Genomic DNA, 18,389 nt, shown 5'->3' with positions numbered 1-18,389 from the left:
GCCGGACGCAGGGCGTGGCGCAGGACGACGGCGATCTCCGGGAGGCCCCGGGCCCGGGCGGTGCGGACATGGCCGGCGGCCAGGGCCTCGATCATCCCGGCCCGGGTCAGGCGCGACAGGATGGCCGCCTGGGGCAGGGCCAGGACGATGACCGGCAGGATCATGTTCGGCAGGGCCCCGCCGTTCCATCCGCCGTTGGGCAGCCACTGCAGGGTCGACCCGAAGAGCAGGATCAGCAGGGGCGCGGTGACGAAGGTCGGCACGCAGACCCCCAGTATGGCCAGGCCCATGGCGCCGACGTCCAGGATCCCGTTACGGCGCAGGGCCGCCAGGACGCCCAGCGAGACCCCTACCGCGAGGGCGAGGATCATCGACGCCAGTCCCAGCTTGAGGCTGACGGGAGCGTTCTGCTTCAGGATGTCGGCGACGGTCTTGTCGGGATACTTCAGCGACGGCCCGAAATCCCCGCGCACCACGCCGCCGAGATAGGCGAGGTACTGCTCCGGAAGGGGCCGGTCGAGGCCATAGCGGGCCTTCAGGTTCTGCTCCACCGCCGGCGGCAGACGCCGCTCGGTGTCGAAGGGGCCGCCGGGGGCCGCGCGCATCATGAAGAAGGCCAGGGTGATCACCACCAGGAGGGTGGGCCCCGCCACGAGAAGACGTCGACCGATGAAGCGCAACATGGGAAAGCCGTGACGAGGTCTTTTTGCGGGCCTGACGATTGCGAAACTTCCATCCCCCCCCGATGATGTCAACGCACCCGCCCGCAATCCGAGCGGCGGGGAGTCCGGAGGATGAGTCCATGTCCGAGTTCCACCGCGTCACCGAGCGCCTTTCCGTCGCACCCCAGCTCGCGCCGGAGGACATGGCCGCCGCCGCACAGCAGGGCTTCGTGCGGGTGGTCTGCAACCGGCCGGACGGAGAGGGCCCCGGCCAGCCCACGGGTGCGGAAATGAAGGCGGCGGCCCAGGCCGCGGGCCTGGAATTCGTGCACATTCCCTTCGCCGGCATGCCGGACGCCGCCACGGCCGACGCCGTCTTCGCCGCCGTGTCCGGCGCAGCCGGCCCGGTGCTGGCCTACTGCCGTTCGGGCACCCGGTCCGTTACGGCCTGGGCCCTGGGATCTCTGCGGGCCGGCGACCATGACCGGGAGGCCCTGGTCGCCCTGGCGGCCGGCGCCGGCTACGACCTCTCCGCCGTCCTCCCGCGGCCGATGTGAGCCAGCCCATGATCCCCTTCGTCAGAGACATCACCTTCGAGTATGGCGCCTGCGACCAGGTCTCGCCGCTTATCCGCCGCGTGGTGGCGAACAATCCTGGCCCCTTCACCTTCCTGGGCACGGGCACCTACATCATCGGGAAGGGACGGGTGGCCGTCATCGACCCCGGCCCGGACCTGGACGACCACTTGGAGGCCATCCTGGCCGCGACGGCGGGCGAGACCATCACCGACATCCTGATCACGCATCATCACGCGGACCATTCTCCCCTCGCCGGCCCCCTGAAGGCCCGGACAGGCGCGCGGATCCAAGGCTGCCCCCCGTCCCGGATCGGCGCCGCGGACGGCGTCGTGGTGGAGGCGGACGAGGACGAGAGCTTCCGGCCGGAGATCGTGATCCGCGGCGGCGAGATCATCCGTGGACCGGGCTGGACGCTTGAGGCCGTGGCCACCCCCGGCCACACGCTGAATCACATCTGCTTCGCCCTACACGAAGAGAACGCCCTGTTTTCCGGGGACCACATCATGGGCTGGTCGACGACCGTGGTCTCGCCCCCCGGCGGCGACATGACCGCCTACATGGAGAGCCTGCAGAAGGTGGCGGACCGCAAGTTCGACACCCTCTGGCCGACCCATGGCCCGCCCATCACTGAAGTGGCCCCGTTCATCGCCGCCTATGCGGCGCACCGGCGCGCCCGCGAAGCCCAGTTCCTGGCCTGTGTGGACAAGGGGGTCGGCCGGATCGCCGACATGGTGCCGGAGCTCTATGCCGCCGTGGACAAGCGCCTGCACCCGGCGGCGGCCAACTCCCTGCTCGGGCACGCCATCGACCTGGTGCGCCGGGGCGTGCTGGCCTGTGACGGGGAGCCCGGTCCGGGATCGACCTACCGCCGTCCCTGACGTTCAGACCTTGGACGGCGGGTCCTTGCGGCCCAGCATGATCCGGGTCGAGACGCCGCCCAGCGCCAGGATGAAGACGGCGAAGGCGCAGAGGGCGGTCAGCAGATAGGCCTGCTCGGCGAGGGGAAGATGGGGCATGTGAACCTCCTGACAAGGCCCCCATCCTCCGCGCCGCAGCGGGCGCCGCCTTGATCAAGGTCAAGGCCGCGCCGCCGGGCCGAGGCCTCAGCCCGCCGTCGGCAGGACGTAATCGGACATGCGCTGCCGCAGGATCTTCTTGTCGATCTTGCCGGTGGCGCCGAGGGGGATGTCATCCACGAAGACGACGTCATCGGGCGTCCACCACTTGGCGATCTTGCCGTCCAGGAACTTCAGGAACTCGTCCTTGGTCCCGGATTCGCCGGGGCGCAGCTTGACCAGCAACAGGGGCCGTTCATCCCACTTGGGATGGGCCACGCCGATCACCGCGGCCAGCTCCGCCTTGGGATGGCCTGCGGCGATGTTCTCGATCTCGATGGAGCTGATCCACTCACCCCCGGACTTGATGACGTCCTTGGCCCGGTCGGTGATCTGCATGTAGCCGTACTCGTCGATCGTCGCGACGTCGCCGGTGTCGAAGAAGCCCTCGGAGTCGAGGATCTCGCCGCCATCGCCCTTGAAGTACTCGCCCACCACGAAGGGGCCCTTGACCTTCAGTCGGCCGAAGGTCTCGCCATCGTGGGGCAGCAGCTTTTCCTGGTCATCCACCAGCCTGAGATCGATCCCGAGGGGCGGCCGGCCCTGCTTCAGCTTGAAGCGGAGCTGGGTCTCCTCATCCATCTCGGCGACCTTGTATGAGGGGCTGGCAATGGTGCCGAGGGGGGAGGTCTCCGTCATTCCCCAGGCATGTGTGACGTCGACGCCATACTCGTCCCGGAAGCCGCGGACGATGGCTTCCGGCACGGCCGAGCCCCCGATCGCCACGCGCTTCAGCGTCGTCAGCTTGCCTCCGGTCTGACGCAGGTGGGCCAGAAGCATCTGCCAGACGGTGGGAACCGCGGCGGAGAAGGTGACCCCCTCCGCCTCGATGAGCTCATGCACAGAGGCGCCGTCCAGCTTCGGACCGGGCATAACGAGTTTGGCGCCCACGGCGGGCGCGGAGAAGGCGATCCCCCAGGCGTTGGCGTGGAACATCGGCACGATCGGCAGGATGATGTCCCGGCCTCCAATCCCCAGCACGTCAGCGCTGGCCGTCACCAGGGTGTGCAGGAAGTTCGAGCGATGCGTGTAGAGGACCCCCTTGGGATTGCCCGTGGTGCCGGAGGTGTAGCAGAGACCCGCCGGCGTATTCTCGTCGAAGCCGCCCCAGACACAGTCGTCGGAGTGACCCGCGACAAGGCTCTCGTAGGCCACGGCGCCCGGCAGCTGGTCGGTCAGATGCGCCTCGTCCGTCAGCACGACGAAGTGCTTCACAGTAGGGATGTGTTCCCGGATCTGGGCGAGCAGCGGGGCGAAGGTCAGGTCTGTAAAGATGACCTGATCCTCTGCGTGATTGATGATGTAGATCAGCTGCTCAGAGAAGAGCCGGGGATTGAGGGTGTGACAGACCGCACCGATCCCCATGATGCCGTACCAGGCTTCGAGGTGCCGGGCGGAGTTCCAGGCGAGGGTCGCGACCCGGTCGCCGGGCTGAATGCCCATGGCCTTGAGGGCGTTGGAGATGCGCTTCGCCCGTTTGTGGACCTCGGCGTAGGTGGTCCGGACGATAGGGCCTTCCACGGATCGAGTGACGATCTCGCGGTCTCCGTGCCAGGCCTTGGCGTGATCCAGAATCCGGTCAACGGTCAGCGGCCAGTCCTGCATTCGGCCAAGCATGAGAAACCCTCCAGGTCTTGTGTTTGGAGCGCCCTCAGGCGCGCTGCGCGGAAAGTAAGGTCTCGACCCGCCGGAGGCAACGGCGGGGCGGGGTCACGCCGCCCGCTCGAAAAGGTCTGCGGGCCAGGGAGATTCAAAGGCCGCCACCCCGAGGCGCTCCCTGCCATCGGCCATCCGCCCTGCATTCCCCTCGCCCGAGGCGGAGGTTCCCCAGAGCGACGGCGAGGTCCGGAGGTTTCAGCCGTCGACCTGCGCCGGTCGGGCGCTCTCGGTCTCCGAGACGAGGCGACGGGCGGCGGCGACGACGCTGTCCACGGACAGGTCCATCATGTGGCAGATAGCCTGGGAAAGCTCGGGGTCCAGGGTCCGGATCTGCTCCAGGCTGCGCGCGCCCCTGAGCACCCGCCCCCGATCTCCCCAGGGGGCGTAGAGGCGCTCGTCCGACGGCCCGAAGAGGCCCAGGGTCGGCGCACCCGCTGCAGCCGCCAGGTGCATGACGCCGGAGTCGTTGCCGATGAAGAGCCTGGCCGAGCCCAGCGCCGCATGCAGGGTAACGAGATCGACCTTTCCCACCAGGTCGATGAACCGGCCCCGGGGCGCCACCGACCGAAGGGTCGGCAGGACACCTGCGTCCTGCGGACCGCCCGCGACCAGCAGCCGGCCGCCGGCCAGCGGACCGCCGGGCCCCAGCAGCTGGATGGCCGCCTGGGCGAAGCGCTCGATGGGCCAGGTCTTGCCAATCCAGTTGGCCGCCGGCCCGAGAGCCAGGATGGGGCCCTCCCCGGCGACAAGAGCTTCGGCCTGCCGGGCCGCCGTCTCGCCGACGAAGATGTGGGGGGCGGGAGGGTCGTCCTGAAGGCCGAGGACGCGGGCCGCCTCAATGACCTTGTGGACGGCGGGGCCGGAGGCGCTGCGATAGACCGCGCGCCGACGACGCCTCACGAAGCTGCTGAGGGCCGAGCCTCTCAGATCCACCACCAAACCCCAGGATCTTCGGCGGACCTGGTTCCAGAGGCGCAGCCAATGGCCGCCGTCCCGGGACTTCTGGAGAGGAATAATGGCGTCGAGCCCGGGGACGTCCTCAAAGAGGGGTGCAGCGGCGGGGCCGGCGACGATGGTGAAACGGGCCTCCGGGATTTCCTCCGAGAGCCGCCGGATAAGGCCGGAGGAGAGCACGGCGTCACCGATCCGCGTGGCGGTAATGAAGAGAATCGGAAACGGCGCGACCGGCATTGCAGATACATAATCGCAGCCTAGGTTAGGCTCCAGCCGCCGGAAGGTTTCCGTTATGACAATCTGCGTCCGTCTGACCGACCGCGCCTTGGTGGAGGTATCCGGCGAGGACCGGCTCGCCTTCCTGCAGGGCCTGCTGAGCCAGTCCGTCGAGGACCTGGCTCCCGGGGAGGCGCGCTACGGCGCCCTGCTGACGCCCCAGGGGCGCCTGCTCTTCGACCTCTTCATCATTGGCCGGCCGGACGCGGTCTGGCTGGACGTGGCGGCGGACCGGCGGGACGAGCTGGTCACTCGCCTGAAGATCTACAAGCTGCGGTCCAGGGTCGACATAAGGCCCCTGGACGCCGGCGTCTGGACCTGCTGGCCGGACGCCCCCGGTCCCGGCTGGGTCGCCGATCCGCGCCGGGAAGGCCTGGCCCGGCGCGCCTGGGGACCGGAGAGCCCCCCCGCGGAAACCGCCGGACCGGTGGACTGGCGCCGCCGCCGGCTGGAGTTCGGCGTCGGCGACGCCGAGGACTTCGACTTTGACCGGGACTATCCCGTGGAGCTCAACTTCGACCGGGTCGGCGGGATCGATTTCGCCAAGGGCTGCTTTGTCGGTCAGGAGACGACCTCGCGCATGAAGCGGCGCGGCCAGGTCAAGACGCGCCTGGTCCCGATCCGTTTTGCAGGCCCCCCGCCCACCCGCGGGTCGGAGGTCCTCAACGGCGCGCTGAGGGCCGGCGAGGTCCGCTCCGGCGTCGAAGGCCTGGCCCTGGCGCTCCTGAGGCTGGACCGGCTCGACGGCGCCCTGACCGCGGACGGACGAACCGTGTCGGCCGAGCCGCCCTTGCCGGGATAAGCCTGTGCCTGCGAGGCTGCGAGGCATGTGCGACGGCCTGATTCGCTGCAACTGGCGCGGCATGGCGGGGGATCCGCTGTACGAAGCCTATCACGACCAGGAATGGGGCGTGCCCGAGCGCGGCCCCGCAGCCCTCTGGGAAAAGCTCGTGCTGGACGGCTTCCAGGCCGGGCTGGCCTGGATCACCATTCTGCGCAAGCGAGAGGCCTTCCGCGCCGCCTTCGCCGGCTTTGACCCCGAGGCCGTGGCCCGCTTCGGCGACGCCGACCGCGCCCGCCTGCTGGCCGACGCCGGGATCGTCCGCTCCGCGGCCAAGATCGACGCCGCCATCTCGGGCGCCCGGATCTTCCTCGACATGCGGGAAGCCGGCGTGAACTTCGCGGACTTTCTTTGGGACTTCACCGGCGGGCGGCCCATCCAGACCTTCTCCGAACGTCTGCAGGACGTGCCCGCCGAGACGCCCCTCAGCCGGGAGATTTCCGCCGCCCTCAGGGCGCGGGGTTTCCGCTTTGTCGGCCCTGTGATCGTGTACGCCTTCATGCAGGCTGTGGGGATGGTGAACGACCACCTGGTGTCCTGCCACCGTCACGCCAGCGTCCTGGAGATGGGGGGGTGACCCGTCGCGGGACCGGCCCGGACTACACCCTGGAGGCCGCCTCCCCAGGGCCGGTCTGCGGGGTCGATGAGGCGGGCCGCGGACCCTGGGCCGGACCGGTCAGCGCTGCGGCCGTGATCTTCGATCCGGCGCGTATCCCGGAGGGCCTCAACGACTCCAAGGCCCTGTCCGAACGCCGGCGCGACGCTCTGGAGGTCGAAATCAAGGCCGCCGCCCTGGCCTGGGGCGTGGGCTTCGCTAGCGTCCAGGAGATCGACGGGATGAACATCCTGCAGGCCACCGGCCTGGCCATGCGCCGGGCGGTGGAGGCGCTCTCCATCCCGCCCGCCAGCATTCTCGTGGACGGATCGTGGCGCTTCGATCTGCCGGCGCCGGTTCGGCCTGTGGTGAAGGGCGACAGACTATCGGTCTCGATCGCCGCCGCGTCCATCCTGGCGAAGACGGCCCGCGACCGGGTGATGGTCGAGCTGGACCGGGACTGGCCCGACTACGGCTTCGCCGCGCACAAGGGCTACCACGCGCCCCGCCATGTGGAGGCGCTTCGCAGACTGGGGCCCTGCCCGGCGCACCGTCGCTCGTTCGCTCCGATCCGGGCCCTGCTCGGGCCTGCGGATTAACCTTCCGTTCACCATGTTTCGAAACGGAGCCTCAACCACACAGGGCGAGGATTCCTTTTTCGACCTCCGCAGGTTAAGGACTGGGCGTGACCCCCGACACCATCCTCCAGGGCGACTGCATCGAGGTTCTGAAGAGCCTGCCCGACCGGTCGGTGGACCTCGTCTTCGCTGATCCGCCCTACAATCTCCAGCTTGGCGGCGACCTGCTGCGGCCGGACAATTCCCGCGTTGACGCGGTCGATGACGCCTGGGACCAGTTCGAGAGCTTTGCGGCCTACGACGCCTTCACCCGGACCTGGCTTGCGGAGTGTCGGCGGGTCCTGAAGGACGACGGCGCCATCTGGGTGATCGGCAGCTACCACAACATCTTCCGGGTCGGGACCCTCCTCCAGGACCTCGGATTCTGGATCCTGAACGATGTGGTCTGGCGCAAGACCAACCCCATGCCGAACTTCAAGGGCGCGCGCTTCACCAACGCCCACGAGACCCTGATCTGGGCGGCCAAGGGCCGGGGCGCCAAGCGCTATACCTTCAACTACGACGCCATGAAGATGGCGAATGACGAGCTGCAGATGCGCTCGGACTGGACCTTCCCCCTCTGCACGGGGGAGGAGCGGCTGAAGGACGAGACCGGCGCCAAGGCCCATCCCACCCAGAAGCCGGAGGCCCTGCTGCACCGGATCCTGCTGGCCTCCACCAAGCCCGGAGACCTTGTGCTGGATCCCTTCTTCGGCACCGGAACCACGGGCGCCGCCGCCCGTCGCCTCGGTCGCCGCTATCTGGGCATTGAGCGCGAGACCGAATACGTCGACCTGGCCCGGCGGCGTATCGCCCGCGTCCAGCCCGTCGCGCCGGAGGACCTGCAGGTCACCGGCTCCAAGCGCGCCGAGCCAAGGGTGCCCTTCGGCCAGATTCTCGAGGCGGGCCTGCTGCGGCCAGGCGATGTCCTTTACTGCCCGCGGGGCGAGCGGGCCGCCCGTGTCCGGGCCGACGGCTCCCTGGCGACCGGCGACCTCACGGGCTCGATCCATAAGGTCGGCGCCTTTGTGCAGTCGGCGCCGGCCTGTAACGGCTGGACCTACTGGCACTTCCGCACCGACAAGGGGCTGACCCCCATCGACGTTCTGCGCGCCCAGGTCCGCAGCCGCCTTCCGGGCTGACCCTCCCCGGCGTTTTTCCTTTGCGACCGCCGGCTCCCGGCTAAGCTCGCCGGATGAACCCGCGCGTCCTGGTCCTGACCCTGTCCGCCTTCGCCTTCGGGTCGACCGCCTTCATCTTCGCGGGCGTTCTGGAGACCATGGCGCAGGATCTGGGGGTCGCGACGGCGGTGGCCGGCCAGCTTCAGACCTCCTACGTCCTGGTCTCCGCCCTCCTGGGCCCGCCCCTGGCCTGGCTGCTGGGCCGGGCGGACCGCAAGGTGGTGCTGATCGCCGCCCTTGGCTTTGGGACGCTGGCCAACCTGGCCTGCGCATTGGCGCCAGGGTTTCAGTCCCTCCTCGCCCTGAGAACCCTCGTCGGGCTGGCGGCCGCCATCGCTGGACCTTCGGCGAGCGTCGCCGCCGCCGCGCTGGCGCCGCCCGAACGCCGGGGATCAGCGGTGGCCATGGTGATGGGCGGCATGACTGTGGCCTTTGTCATCGGCATTCCCCTGGGCAGTTTCGTCGGCGCTCACTTCGGCTGGCGGTCCACCTTCATCCTCGCCGGAACCCTGACCGCCATCGCCTTCGCAGGGGTCGTCGCCCTGATGCCTTCCGTTCGACCGCAACCCCTTCGGTGGGCGGGAGGATCGATCTGACGCCGCTTCTGCCGCTCTACGCCGGCGGCTTCCTGTGCTTCGCCGCCAACATGACGGTGAACCTGTTCATCGCCCCGGTGGTCCGGGTCGGGGCCGGGGTCACCGGCGCGGGAGTGGGCCTGTTCCAGATGGTGATCGGGCTGGGCTCCATCGTCGGCCTGTCCCTCGGCGGCCGGGCGGGAGACCGGGGCGAGGGCCGGGAGTGGCTGGTTTTCTGCTTCTTCGGCCAGCTGACGGCCATGAGCCTCCACGTCGCCGCCACGAGCCAAATGTTCCCTCCGGGTCCGCCCAGCCAGATACTGGTGGCGCTGGCCATCTTCGTCGCCTCGACCTCCCTCTTCTCGCTCATGCCGGTGCTGTCGGCGCGGATTATCCAGACGAGCGAGGGAGCGCCCCTCGCCATGGCGGTCAACGGCTCGGTCAACTCCATGGGTCAGGCTCTGGGATCGGCCGTCGGCGGTTTCGCCCTCGCTACGGTGGGGGTTCCGGGCATTCCCCTCTCGGCGATCTGCATCTCGGTCGCGGGGCTGGTCATGACGGCCCTGCTCATCCCGCGGCGGACATCCCCAGCGCCCGTCGGGCCGCTTTGAGGAAGACGCTGGGCAGGTCGCCCAGCGAGCCTTCCGCCAGCCACTCCAAAGCCGGTGCATCGCCATCGGCGGTCAGCACCCGCAGGGTCAGGCGGAAGTGGGTGAAGACATGGTCCACCGCGCCGGCGTCCCGCCAGCGCAGGTCTGCAGGCGCGGCGGCGGCGATGTCCTCGGGTCCCGGGCCGTCCGCCGTCCAGGCCGTGCCCGGCAGGCCCAGCATGCCGCCCAGGAGCCCCCGGGGCGGCCGGCGGACGACGGCGATCCGCCCCCCCTGGCGCAGGACGAAGGCGACGCCGACGCGGTCCGGCCGGGCGCCTCGCGCCGTTTTTCGCGGCCAGGCTTCCGGTGCGCCTGAGGCGCGGGCTGCGCAGGCCTCGGCGGCCGGGCAGAGGTCGCACCGTGGTGCGCGTGGCCGGCAGATGGTTGCGCCGAGGTCCATCAAGGCCTGGGCCCAGTCGCCGGGGGCGGCCGCGTCCACGAGGCCTGCGGCCAGGTCCCGGAGCTGGGCGCGCGCCGCCGGCAGGGGCGTCTCCACCGCGAAGAGCCGGGACATGACCCGCTCAACATTGCCGTCCACCACGTTGGCGGGGCGGTCGAAGGCGATCGCCGCCACCGCCGCCGCCGTATAGGGCCCCACCCCGGGCAGGCGGAGCAGGGCCGCCTCCGTATCCGGGAACCGTCCGGCGCACAGGTCGCGGACGGCCCGGGCGCACGCCAGCAGGTTCCGCGCCCGGGCGTAGTAGCCCAGGCCCGCCCAGGCGGCCATGACCTCGGCGTCCTCCGCATCCGCCAGGGCCGTGACGGTGGGCCAGCGTCGCAGGAAGGTCTCGTAGTAGGGGGCGGCGTGAACCACTGTGGTCTGCTGGAGCATCACCTCGGAGAGCCAGACCCGGTAGGGGTCCGGGGTGACGGCGCCGTCACCCGGCGGTCGCCGCCAGGGCAGGGTCCGGGCGTTGGCCCGATACCAATCGCGGATGCGCGCCTGGAGGCGATCAGGAGTCATGGGGGCAGACTATGAGGTTTCACTCCGGCGCGGAAAGGGTCGGCTTCGCCCGACCGGGACTCGCTCCCGTCGCGCCTCCCGCTGTAGACTAAGAACATGCCGAGCCGGAAGCTTCCCACCCTTGCCGAAGCCGCGGAGATCCTCGCCCGCCGCCGGACCCGCCCGGCGCGCCGGCCGGCGCCTCCTGCGGGTCGCAGCCTGACTCCCCTTCTGAAGGCGCTGGACGAGCGGTTCGGACAGGGTCCCGGCGCGCTGCAGGCCCGGTGGCCGGACATCGTCGGCGCGGACCTCGCCCGCCGAACCGAGCCGGTGAAGCTGTCCTCGCCGCGGGGCGGCGCGCCGGGCGTCCTCGAAATCCGGGTCGCGGGCCCTTCCGCGACCCTGATCCAGCACCGGAGCGCCGAGATCCTGGAGCGGGTCAACCTGTTCCTCGGGGCGGGATCTGCGGGAAGGCTAAGGGTGGTTCAGGGGCCCCTGCGCCTGCGTCCCGTCCAGGCGCCCGCTCAGCTGGCCGGTCGGCGCCGTCCGCCGCCTCTGGACGCCGCCGTCGAGGCCGACCTCGCCCGCGAGGCGGAGCCGGCCAGAACCGATCGCCTGCGGCGCGCCCTGGTGGCCCTGGGCCGGTCCGTCCACAGAAACCCGCCCGGCAGTCCGTGACAGCCCCTTGGCCCACCGTCCCCGACGACCGAGAATCGCTTTCTAATCGAGACTCAACCCATTCCCGGAGGCGACATGTTCCGCTTCAGCCCCCTCGCCCTTATCGCCCTGGCTGGCGTCCTTCTGCTCGCGGCTTGCAGCCGCGGCCCCGCCCCGGCCGCCGACGACATGACCCTCGGGGATCCCAAGGCGCCGCTGAAAATGGTGGAGTACGCCTCCGCCAGCTGTACGCACTGCGCGACCTTCAACAATGAGGTCTTCCCCGCCTTCAAGGCGAAGTACATCGACACCGGCAAGGTGCACTACACGCTGAAGGAGTTCCTGACCCCGCCGAACGAACTGGCGGCCGCCGGGTTCCTGACCGCCCGCTGCGCCGGCAAGGACCGCTATTTCACCGTCCTGGACGCCATCTTCCGAAGCCAGCAGGAGATCTTCCAGACCGGTGACATGCGCGGTGTCCTGTTGCGCATCGCCCAGTCTGCGGGCCTGACCGAGGCCCAGTTCAACGCCTGCATCACCGATGAGGCCGCCCTCAAGGCGCTGAATGACCGGGTTGAGCGGGCGGTGAAGCAGGACGGTGTCAAAGGAACGCCGGCCTTCTTCATCAACGGCAAATCCATCGGGTCCGGCGAAATCTCCCTTGAGGCCCTCGAGAAGGCCGTCGCCGAAGCTTCGAAGTAGGCGGGACCGGGAGGTCAGGTGCAGTTCCAGCGACTCAGGCTCTCCGGTTTCAAGTCCTTCGTCGATGCGACGGAACTGCGCATCGAGCCCGGAATCACGGGCATCGTGGGGCCAAACGGCTGCGGAAAGTCCAACCTGCTGGAGGCCCTGCGGTGGGTGATGGGGGCCAATTCCGCCAAGGCCATGCGGGCCGGCGGCATGGACGACGTGATCTTCGCCGGGTCCGGCGGCCGGACCTCCCGCAATCACGCCGAAGTCGTCCTGACCATCGACAACGCCGAGCGGCGGGCGCCGTCGGCGTACAATGACAGCCCGATCCTCGAAGTCGTCCGCCGGATCGACCGGGGCGAAGGCTCCACCTACCGGATCAATGGACGCGAGGTTCGCGCCCGCGACGTTCAGTTGTTGTTCGCGGACGCCTCGACCGGGTCCAACTCCCCGGCTCTTGTGCGGCAAGGGCAGATCTCCGAACTGATCGCGGCCAAGCCGCAGAACCGCCGGATGATCCTGGAGGAGGCGGCCGGGGTTTCGGGCCTGCATTCGCGCCGTCACGAGGCGGAGCTTCGTCTCAGGGCCGCCGAGACCAACCTAGCCCGCCTGGACGACATCGCCCGGGAGCTGGACTCCGCCCTGAACCGTCTGCGGCGGGAGGCCCGGAATGCGGAGCGCTATCGGCGCCTGTCCGGCGAGATCCGCACCCTGCAGGCCGCCGTCCTGCACGCCCGGTGGGCCGAGGCGGGAGAGGCCGTCCGACGGCTGACCGAGGAAGCAGAGGAAGCGGCTCGCGGCGTCGAGGACACGGCCCGGGCCGCCGCCGGCGCCAGCGCCCGCTCTGCAAGGGCTGAGGCCGCCATGGTCCCGCTTCGGGAAGCCGAGACGGTTGCGGCGGCGATCCTCAACAAGCTGGCCATCGACCGGGACCGGCTGGAACGCGAGGCGGAGGCCCTGGCCGACGAGGTCCGCCGCCTCACCGCAGAGATCGCCCGGATCGACGCCGACCGCGCCCGGGAGACCCAGTCCGCCGCCGACGCCGACGCCGCCCTCGCGCGGCTGGCCGCCGAGATCGCCCGTCTGGAGGGCGAAATCGCCGCGGCCCCCTCCCGCGGCCCGGAGCTGGAGGCCGGCCTCCGCCAGGCCGAAGCCGAGCGTAATCGCCTCCAGGGCGAGGTGGAGGCCCTGGCCGCCCAGGTCGCCGCCGAGGCCGCCCAGCGACGGGCGGCGGAGACCCGGGCCGAGGAGGCCCGCAGCCGGGTATCCCGGACCCGAAGGGCCCTGGACCAGGCCGTCCGCGAGCGTGAGGCCCTTGGGGGCGCCGAGGCCCCGGAGGCCCGCGCCGCTGCTGACGCCCTGGCGGCGGCTGAAGCGGAACTGTCCGCCGCCCGCGCGGCCCTGGAGGCCGCCGAGGCTGGGCGGTCCGCTGCTGCAGCGGCCGAGAGCGAAGCCCAGGATAACGCCCGGGAAGTCCGCGCCCGGCTCGACGCTGCGGAGGCCGAGGCCCGGGGTCTTGCCCGGCTGCTCCAGGACCGAAGCGAGGACGGCTACCCGCCGGCGGTCGACAGCATCACCCCCGAGCGTGGCCTCGAGGCCGCCCTCGCCGCCGCCCTCGGCGACGACCTCGACGCAGCCCTGGACCCCAGGGCCCCGGTCTTCTGGAACGGCGCCCCCCCTCCCCCGGCCGCTCTGCCACCGGGCGCCGAGCCCCTGGCGGACCGGGTCCAGGCGCCGGGCGCCCTCGCCGCCCGCCTCGCCCTTGTGGGCCTGGTCGACCGGCGCGAGGGGGATCGCCTGGCCGCCAGCCTCGCGCCCGGGGTCCGCCTGGTCTCCAGGGAAGGCGACCTCTGGCGCTGGGACGGCTTCGTCGCGCGGGCGGACGCCCCCCGGGCCGCAGCCGTGCGCATGGCGCAGCGCGGACGGATGGCCGAGCTTGAGACCCTGCTGGCCGGTCTTCGTCCTGAGGCCGAAACTGCGGGCGCAGCCCTGGCCGCCGCGTCCGCCGCCCTTTCGGACGCCGACGCTGAGGTCCGGGAGTCCCGTCGCCGTCCTGCAGCGGCCGAGCAGGCCGTGGCCCAGGCCCGGCAGGCGCGGGAGCGTCACGACCGGGAGGCCGCCCGGCGCGAAGCCCAGAAGCAGTCCCTGGACGACTTGATCGGGCGCTTTCAGGCCGAGATGTCGGAGACCCAGTCGGCGCTCGACGCTGCTGAGGCCGAGGTGGCGTCCGCCGAACAGGCCAGCGAGGTCGCCGCCCGGCTGGAGGCCGCCCGCGCCCTGACCGGCCCGGCCGTCGAGGGCGCCGCCCAGGCCCGGGCCGCGCTCGACGCCGAGGTGCGCGAGCGCGACGGACGCGCCCGCCAACTCGAAAGGACCCGGGCTGACCGGGACGACTGGAGCCGTCGCGCAACCGCCGCCGCCCAGCGCCTGGAGCGCCTTGCGCTGGAGCGGTCGCAGGCGGTCGCCGCCCTCGATGTCGCCCGGGAGAAGCCCTCCACCCACGCCGACCGACTGCAGGCCCTGCTGAGCGAGCTGAGCCAGGCCGAGGCGCGCCGGGCCGCCACCTCCGACGCCCTGGCGGCCGCCGAGACCGAGCGGGCCGAGGCGACCCGGGAGGTGCGCGCCGCAGAGACCGCCGCCTCGGAGGTGCGCGAGCGGCGGGCCGGGCTCGACGCACGGCTCGAAGCCGCCCGCGAGCGGCTGGCGGAGATCGGCGGCCAGATCCGCGAGACCGCCCGTGTCGAACCCGACGATCTGGCGCGGTCCCTGGCGGACGAGGCGGTCGCCATCCCGGCCGAGGCCGGCGGCGTCGAGGCCCATCTCTACAATCTCGAGCGCCAGCGCGAAGCCCTGGGCGCGGTGAACCTGAGGGCCGAGGAAGAGGCGCGGGAGTACGCCGAGCGTCTGGACACCCTGCGCACAGAGCAGGCCGACCTGTCGGGCGCCATCGGCAAGCTGCGCCAGGGCATAGACGAGCTGAACGGCGAGGGCCGCGAGCGCCTGCTGGCCGCCTTCGATATCATCAACGGACACTTCCAGGCCCTGTTCCAGGCCCTGTTCGAAGGCGGACAGGCCGAGCTGAGGCTGGTGGAATCCGACGATCCGCTGGAAGCCGGCCTGGAGATCTTCGCCTGCCCCCCCGGCAAGCGCATGGCGGCCATGAGCCTGATGAGCGGCGGAGAGCAGGCCCTGACCGCCTGCGCCCTGATCTTCGCGGTCTTCCTGGCCAATCCCGCCCCCATCTGCGTGCTGGACGAGGTGGACGCGCCGCTCGACGACGCCAATGTCGACCGCTTCTGCAACATGCTGGACGAGATGCGCCGGCGCACCCGGACCCGCTTCATCGCCATCACCCACAATCCCGTCACCATGGCGCGGATGGACCGCCTGTTCGGGGTGACCATGGCTGAACGGGGCGTCTCGCAGCTGGTTTCCGTGGACCTGCGGCAGGCGGAGGCCCTGGCGGCGGAGTAGGCGTCAGGCCGGAATCTCCGGATGGCCGGGCGGAGCGGCCCCTCCGGGCTCTCTGAAGCCATTCTTTTCTTTTTAAATCAATAAGTTAAAAGGCGCCCGCCCAGCCTTGACGCACTGCAACCGCTTCTATAGGTTCCGGCCCGAAATCCAGCCCGGGGTTCTGGCTTCCGCCAGGACCGTCAGACCGTGTGACCCATGCCAGGATCGGATCCCTCGAGGGAAGAGGCCATTCGTCGTCTAGACGAGCAGGCCGCGGCCCTGGAGGCGCGAACGACGCGGGACATCCCGGATCACGGCGCTCAGGCGTCGGGCTACGGATACCGCATCATGGCCCTTCTTCTTGGCGGGGTCTTTGTCGGGGTGGGGCTCGGTGCGGCGGTCGACGTCTTGGTCGGTTCGGCGCCCTGGGGGATGATCGTCGGGGTCCTGGGGGGCTTCGTCATCTCGATCTGGATGGCCGTTCGATCGGCCAGGATTTACAGCGCCGTGGCGGCGCGGGATTGGGGTCCTCCGCGGGACCTGCCCGATGACGCCTCGGACGACGACGATTGAAGGAGCTCGAGGCGGCATGGCCAGCCCGATGGAACAGTTCGAGATCCACAAGGGCCTCCAGCTCCCCACCGTGGAGTTGCCCGGCGGCATCCTCATCGACCTGTCGCTGAACAACTCGATCATGGCCATGCTGATCGCGGCGGGCCTGATCATCGCCTTCTTCGCCGTCGCCACCAGCCGTGCAGCGGTGGTTCCGGGCCGAACGCAGCTGATCGCCGAGGGCCTGTTCAGCTATATCGACGACATGGCCGAGGGGATTATCGGCCACGAGTCGCGCAAGTTCTTCCCCTATATCTTCTCGATCTTCCTGTTCGTCCTGTCGATGAACATGCTGGGAATGTTCCTGTCCTTCACCGCAACCTCGCAGTTGGCGGTGACGGTCACCCTCGCCCTGATGACCTTCGGGATCGTTCTGGTGGTGGGCTTCGCCAGGAACGGCCACAGAATGTACAAGCTCTTCGTGCCGTCGGGCGTGCCCTGGTACATGCTGATCCTGGTGACCCCGATCGAGCTGATCTCCTTCTTCCTGAGGCCAGTCACCCTCGCCCTGCGTCTGTTCGGCAACATGCTGGGGGGCCACGTCGCCCTGAAGGTCTTCGCCGGCTTCATCCCAGCACTGGCGGCCTTGGGCGCGGTGGGGATTGTTGGCGCAATCCTGCCGCTGGCGGGCGTGGTCGCCCTGACCGCCCTGGAATTCCTCGTGGCCTTTCTTCAGGCCTTCGTCTTTGCGGTTCTGACCTGCGTCTACCTGAACGACGTGGTCAACCTCGGCGATCATCACTGATCTCCGGGTCCATCCTTCACCCCTTTCCAACACTCAAGCAGGACCAAAATCATGGAAGCGGAAGCGGCTAAGTTCATCGGCGCGGGTCTGGCGACCCTCGGCATGATCGGCGCGGGCATCGGCGTCGGCACTATCTTCGGGCACTTCCTTGCGGGCGCGACCCGCAACCCGTCGGCGGCCGGTGGTCAGTTCACCAACCTCATCCTCGGCGCCGCTCTGACCGAAGCGCTGGGCATCCTGGCCTTCGTTCTGGGCCTGCTGATCCTGTTCAGCTGACTTCAACTGATCCTGCGTCGCCCCTGCCCCGGCTCAGGCCGGGGCGGCGGCTTCGCATCCTGAGGACGTCGTAGCCAGATGGCCGCCGAAGACACACCGAACGCCCCCGGCGCCGCATCTGCGGCCCTGGAAGGTGCGCACGCCGGAACCGCACCCGCCGAAAACGGTGGCGGCGGCCTGCCCCAGTTCGAGCTTCAGTACTGGGGCGGTCAGATCGTCTGGCTGCTTCTGATCTTCATCGTCCTCTACACCCTCATGTCGAGGGTCTTTATCCCGCGCCTGCGCAGGGTGAAGGACACCCGGGCCGAAACCATCGCCTCCGCGGTGGCCGAGGCCCGCCGGGTTCAGGATGAAGCGGACGCCCAGGCGAGCGCCGCGCGAGCCGAGATCGAACAGGCACGGACCCGCGCCCGCGCCGTGGCGGCTGAGGCCAAGGCCAAGGCGAACGCCGAGTTCGCCGCCCGCCAGGCCGAGGCGGACGCCCGCATCGCCGAGGACCTCGCCGCCGCCGAGACCCGTATCCGGACCCTTCGCGATTCGGCCATGGCCAGCGTCGGCGACATTGCGGCGGACACTGCGGGTGCGATGGTGGAGCGCCTGACCGGGACCGGGGCCTCCGCCGCCGATCTGCGGGCCGCCGCCCAGGGAGCCGCCTGATGAACCCCTTCCATATCTCGTTCGATCCAAGCAAGCCGGAAACCTGGATCGCCGCCGGCCTGCTTATCTTCCTGGGCATCGTGGTCTTCGTGGCCAAGGCGCCGCAGATGATCGCCGGCCGTCTCGACGCCCAGCGGGACGCCATCCAGAACGACCTGGACGAGGCCGCCCGGATCCGGGCCGAAGCCGAGCGTCTCCTGGCGGAGCTGAAGGCCGAGCGCGCCGAGGCCGAGAAGCAGGTGCGCGACATGCTCGCCGCCGCCGAGGAACAGGCCCGGGCTTACGAAGCCGACGCCAAGGCGCGCCTGGATGAGTCCCTCGCCCGTCGCCAGCAGCTGGCCGAGCGCAAGATCGCCAACGCAGAGGCCCAGGCCGAGGCCGAGGTGCGCGCCGCCGCCGTGGATCTCGCCGCCCGCATGGCCGAGCAGGTCCTCGCCGGCCGCCTCGCCGGCGCGAAGTCGGATCCGCTTGTGGACCGCGCCATCCCCCTGATCGCTGAAAAGCTGCGCTGAGCCCGGCCGGCGCAATGGCTTTCCCGATGGGGAGCTTCCGGCGGGGTCCGGCCTTGATTGGAGGCCGTCCTAATCCGGCGTGCGGCGGCGCCCCTTCATTTTCTTCCGCGTCTTGACGAGGAACCGGAAACGCCGGGGAAG

General features: G+C 70.2%; 21 protein-coding genes. 16 read left to right on the top strand and 5 right to left on the bottom strand.

The window, feature by feature from the left end; all coding sequences use genetic code 11:
- Positions 1 to 683 (bottom strand): ABC transporter permease subunit (locus tag IM632_RS14420; RefSeq protein WP_296552519.1); only part of this gene is annotated, 683 nt, incomplete at its 3' end.
- A gap of 119 nt (positions 684 to 802) precedes the next feature.
- Here IM632_RS14420 and IM632_RS14415 point away from each other — a divergent pair.
- The gene (locus tag IM632_RS14415; RefSeq protein WP_296482836.1) at positions 803 to 1,219 is read left to right on the top strand and encodes a TIGR01244 family sulfur transferase; all 417 of its coding nucleotides are present in this window, start codon (positions 803 to 805) and stop codon (positions 1,217 to 1,219) included.
- Between the two features lie 8 nt (positions 1,220 to 1,227).
- On the top strand, positions 1,228 to 2,118 hold the full coding sequence (locus tag IM632_RS14410) for an MBL fold metallo-hydrolase (protein ID WP_296520996.1): 891 nt from the start codon (positions 1,228 to 1,230) through the stop codon (positions 2,116 to 2,118).
- 3 nt (positions 2,119 to 2,121) lie between these two features.
- On the opposite strand, the gene IM632_RS14405 is transcribed toward IM632_RS14410, so the two are convergent.
- From IM632_RS14405 to IM632_RS14395, 3 genes are all read right to left on the bottom strand, one after another.
- Positions 2,122 to 2,256: a hypothetical protein gene (locus tag IM632_RS14405; RefSeq protein WP_296497641.1), complete on the bottom strand. Its 135-nt coding sequence runs from the start codon at positions 2,254 to 2,256 to the stop codon at positions 2,122 to 2,124.
- Between the two features lie 87 nt (positions 2,257 to 2,343).
- A complete protein-coding gene (locus IM632_RS14400; protein WP_296549934.1) occupies positions 2,344 to 3,972 on the bottom strand; it encodes a long-chain-fatty-acid--CoA ligase in 1,629 nt (542 codons plus the stop codon).
- A 237-nt stretch (positions 3,973 to 4,209) separates the two neighbouring features.
- A complete protein-coding gene (locus IM632_RS14395) occupies positions 4,210 to 5,205 on the bottom strand; it encodes a glycosyltransferase family 9 protein (RefSeq protein WP_296484125.1) in 996 nt (331 codons plus the stop codon).
- 55 nt (positions 5,206 to 5,260) lie between these two features.
- On the opposite strand from IM632_RS14395, the gene IM632_RS14390 reads away from it, so the two are divergent.
- From IM632_RS14390 to IM632_RS14365, 6 genes are all read left to right on the top strand, one after another.
- A complete protein-coding gene (locus IM632_RS14390) occupies positions 5,261 to 6,046 on the top strand; it encodes a folate-binding protein (protein ID WP_296484122.1) in 786 nt (261 codons plus the stop codon).
- Between the two features lie 25 nt (positions 6,047 to 6,071).
- Positions 6,072 to 6,662, top strand: a complete 591-nt coding sequence (locus IM632_RS14385) for a DNA-3-methyladenine glycosylase I (protein ID WP_296484119.1) — start codon at positions 6,072 to 6,074, stop codon at positions 6,660 to 6,662.
- Positions 6,659 to 7,279, top strand: a complete 621-nt coding sequence (locus tag IM632_RS14380) for a ribonuclease HII (RefSeq protein WP_296484116.1) — start codon at positions 6,659 to 6,661, stop codon at positions 7,277 to 7,279. The genes IM632_RS14385 and IM632_RS14380 overlap by 4 nt, the downstream gene beginning before the upstream one ends.
- A gap of 80 nt (positions 7,280 to 7,359) precedes the next feature.
- A complete protein-coding gene (locus IM632_RS14375) occupies positions 7,360 to 8,439 on the top strand; it encodes a site-specific DNA-methyltransferase (RefSeq protein WP_296484130.1) in 1,080 nt (359 codons plus the stop codon).
- Between the two features lie 53 nt (positions 8,440 to 8,492).
- Entirely contained in the window at positions 8,493 to 9,074 is a 582-nt protein-coding gene (locus IM632_RS14370) for an MFS transporter (RefSeq protein WP_296552518.1), read from the top strand.
- The gene (locus IM632_RS14365; RefSeq protein ID WP_296552517.1) at positions 9,053 to 9,664 is read left to right on the top strand and encodes an MFS transporter; all 612 of its coding nucleotides are present in this window, start codon (positions 9,053 to 9,055) and stop codon (positions 9,662 to 9,664) included. The genes IM632_RS14370 and IM632_RS14365 overlap by 22 nt, the downstream gene beginning before the upstream one ends.
- Here IM632_RS14365 and mutY read toward each other — a convergent pair.
- The gene (mutY, locus tag IM632_RS14360) at positions 9,621 to 10,667 is read right to left on the bottom strand and encodes an A/G-specific adenine glycosylase (protein ID WP_296484110.1); all 1,047 of its coding nucleotides are present in this window, start codon (positions 10,665 to 10,667) and stop codon (positions 9,621 to 9,623) included. The genes IM632_RS14365 and mutY overlap by 44 nt on opposite strands.
- A gap of 96 nt (positions 10,668 to 10,763) precedes the next feature.
- Between mutY and IM632_RS14355 the strand changes: the two genes are divergently transcribed.
- The 8 genes from IM632_RS14355 to IM632_RS14320 all read left to right on the top strand — a co-directional run bounded on the left by IM632_RS14355 (position 10,764) and on the right by IM632_RS14320 (position 18,248).
- A complete protein-coding gene (locus tag IM632_RS14355) occupies positions 10,764 to 11,324 on the top strand; it encodes a DciA family protein (protein WP_293512498.1) in 561 nt (186 codons plus the stop codon).
- Between the two features lie 75 nt (positions 11,325 to 11,399).
- Positions 11,400 to 12,005 (top strand): DsbA family protein, encoded by a 606-nt coding sequence (locus IM632_RS14350; RefSeq protein ID WP_296484107.1) that lies wholly within the window; start codon positions 11,400 to 11,402, stop codon positions 12,003 to 12,005.
- Between the two features lie 18 nt (positions 12,006 to 12,023).
- A complete protein-coding gene (locus IM632_RS14345) occupies positions 12,024 to 15,467 on the top strand; it encodes an AAA family ATPase (RefSeq protein ID WP_296550153.1) in 3,444 nt (1,147 codons plus the stop codon).
- A gap of 327 nt (positions 15,468 to 15,794) precedes the next feature.
- Complete coding sequence (locus IM632_RS14340) at positions 15,795 to 16,019, top strand: AtpZ/AtpI family protein (protein ID WP_293512504.1); 225 nt, start codon at positions 15,795 to 15,797, stop codon at positions 16,017 to 16,019.
- Between the two features lie 16 nt (positions 16,020 to 16,035).
- A complete protein-coding gene (locus tag IM632_RS14335; RefSeq protein ID WP_296481567.1) occupies positions 16,036 to 16,803 on the top strand; it encodes a F0F1 ATP synthase subunit A in 768 nt (255 codons plus the stop codon).
- 51 nt (positions 16,804 to 16,854) lie between these two features.
- Entirely contained in the window at positions 16,855 to 17,079 is a 225-nt protein-coding gene (locus IM632_RS14330) for a F0F1 ATP synthase subunit C (protein ID WP_293512506.1), read from the top strand.
- A 78-nt stretch (positions 17,080 to 17,157) separates the two neighbouring features.
- Entirely contained in the window at positions 17,158 to 17,736 is a 579-nt protein-coding gene (locus IM632_RS14325) for a hypothetical protein (protein WP_296481572.1), read from the top strand.
- Complete coding sequence (locus tag IM632_RS14320) at positions 17,736 to 18,248, top strand: F0F1 ATP synthase subunit B (protein ID WP_296552516.1); 513 nt, start codon at positions 17,736 to 17,738, stop codon at positions 18,246 to 18,248. The genes IM632_RS14325 and IM632_RS14320 overlap by 1 nt, the downstream gene beginning before the upstream one ends.
- Positions 18,249 to 18,389: the final 141 nt, after the last annotated feature.

It is taken from the genome of Phenylobacterium sp., from assembly GCF_020402505.1.
Taxonomy (GTDB): Bacteria; Pseudomonadota; Alphaproteobacteria; order Caulobacterales; family Caulobacteraceae; genus Phenylobacterium.
This window is presented reverse-complemented; position numbering and strand designations above follow the sequence as displayed.

What these genes read in the sequence shown, in the direction of transcription:
- IM632_RS14415 (WP_296482836.1), top strand. Translation starts at nt 803, where the DNA reads ATGTCCGAGTTCCACCGCGTCACCGAGCGCCTTTCCGTCGCACCCCAG.
- IM632_RS14410 (WP_296520996.1), top strand. Translation starts at nt 1,228, where the DNA reads ATGATCCCCTTCGTCAGAGACATCACCTTCGAGTATGGCGCCTGCGAC.
- IM632_RS14405 (WP_296497641.1), bottom strand. Translation starts at nt 2,256, where the DNA reads ATGCCCCATCTTCCCCTCGCCGAGCAGGCCTATCTGCTGACCGCCCTC.
- IM632_RS14400 (WP_296549934.1), bottom strand. Translation starts at nt 3,972, where the DNA reads ATGCTTGGCCGAATGCAGGACTGGCCGCTGACCGTTGACCGGATTCTG.
- IM632_RS14395 (WP_296484125.1), bottom strand. Translation starts at nt 5,205, where the DNA reads ATGCCGGTCGCGCCGTTTCCGATTCTCTTCATTACCGCCACGCGGATC.
- IM632_RS14390 (WP_296484122.1), top strand. Translation starts at nt 5,261, where the DNA reads ATGACAATCTGCGTCCGTCTGACCGACCGCGCCTTGGTGGAGGTATCC.
- IM632_RS14385 (WP_296484119.1), top strand. Translation starts at nt 6,072, where the DNA reads ATGTGCGACGGCCTGATTCGCTGCAACTGGCGCGGCATGGCGGGGGAT.
- IM632_RS14370 (WP_296552518.1), top strand. Translation starts at nt 8,493, where the DNA reads ATGAACCCGCGCGTCCTGGTCCTGACCCTGTCCGCCTTCGCCTTCGGG.
- mutY (WP_296484110.1), bottom strand. Translation starts at nt 10,667, where the DNA reads ATGACTCCTGATCGCCTCCAGGCGCGCATCCGCGATTGGTATCGGGCC.
- IM632_RS14355 (WP_293512498.1), top strand. Translation starts at nt 10,764, where the DNA reads ATGCCGAGCCGGAAGCTTCCCACCCTTGCCGAAGCCGCGGAGATCCTC.
- IM632_RS14350 (WP_296484107.1), top strand. Translation starts at nt 11,400, where the DNA reads ATGTTCCGCTTCAGCCCCCTCGCCCTTATCGCCCTGGCTGGCGTCCTT.
- IM632_RS14340 (WP_293512504.1), top strand. Translation starts at nt 15,795, where the DNA reads ATGGCCCTTCTTCTTGGCGGGGTCTTTGTCGGGGTGGGGCTCGGTGCG.
- IM632_RS14335 (WP_296481567.1), top strand. Translation starts at nt 16,036, where the DNA reads ATGGCCAGCCCGATGGAACAGTTCGAGATCCACAAGGGCCTCCAGCTC.
- IM632_RS14330 (WP_293512506.1), top strand. Translation starts at nt 16,855, where the DNA reads ATGGAAGCGGAAGCGGCTAAGTTCATCGGCGCGGGTCTGGCGACCCTC.
- IM632_RS14325 (WP_296481572.1), top strand. Translation starts at nt 17,158, where the DNA reads ATGGCCGCCGAAGACACACCGAACGCCCCCGGCGCCGCATCTGCGGCC.
- IM632_RS14320 (WP_296552516.1), top strand. Translation starts at nt 17,736, where the DNA reads ATGAACCCCTTCCATATCTCGTTCGATCCAAGCAAGCCGGAAACCTGG.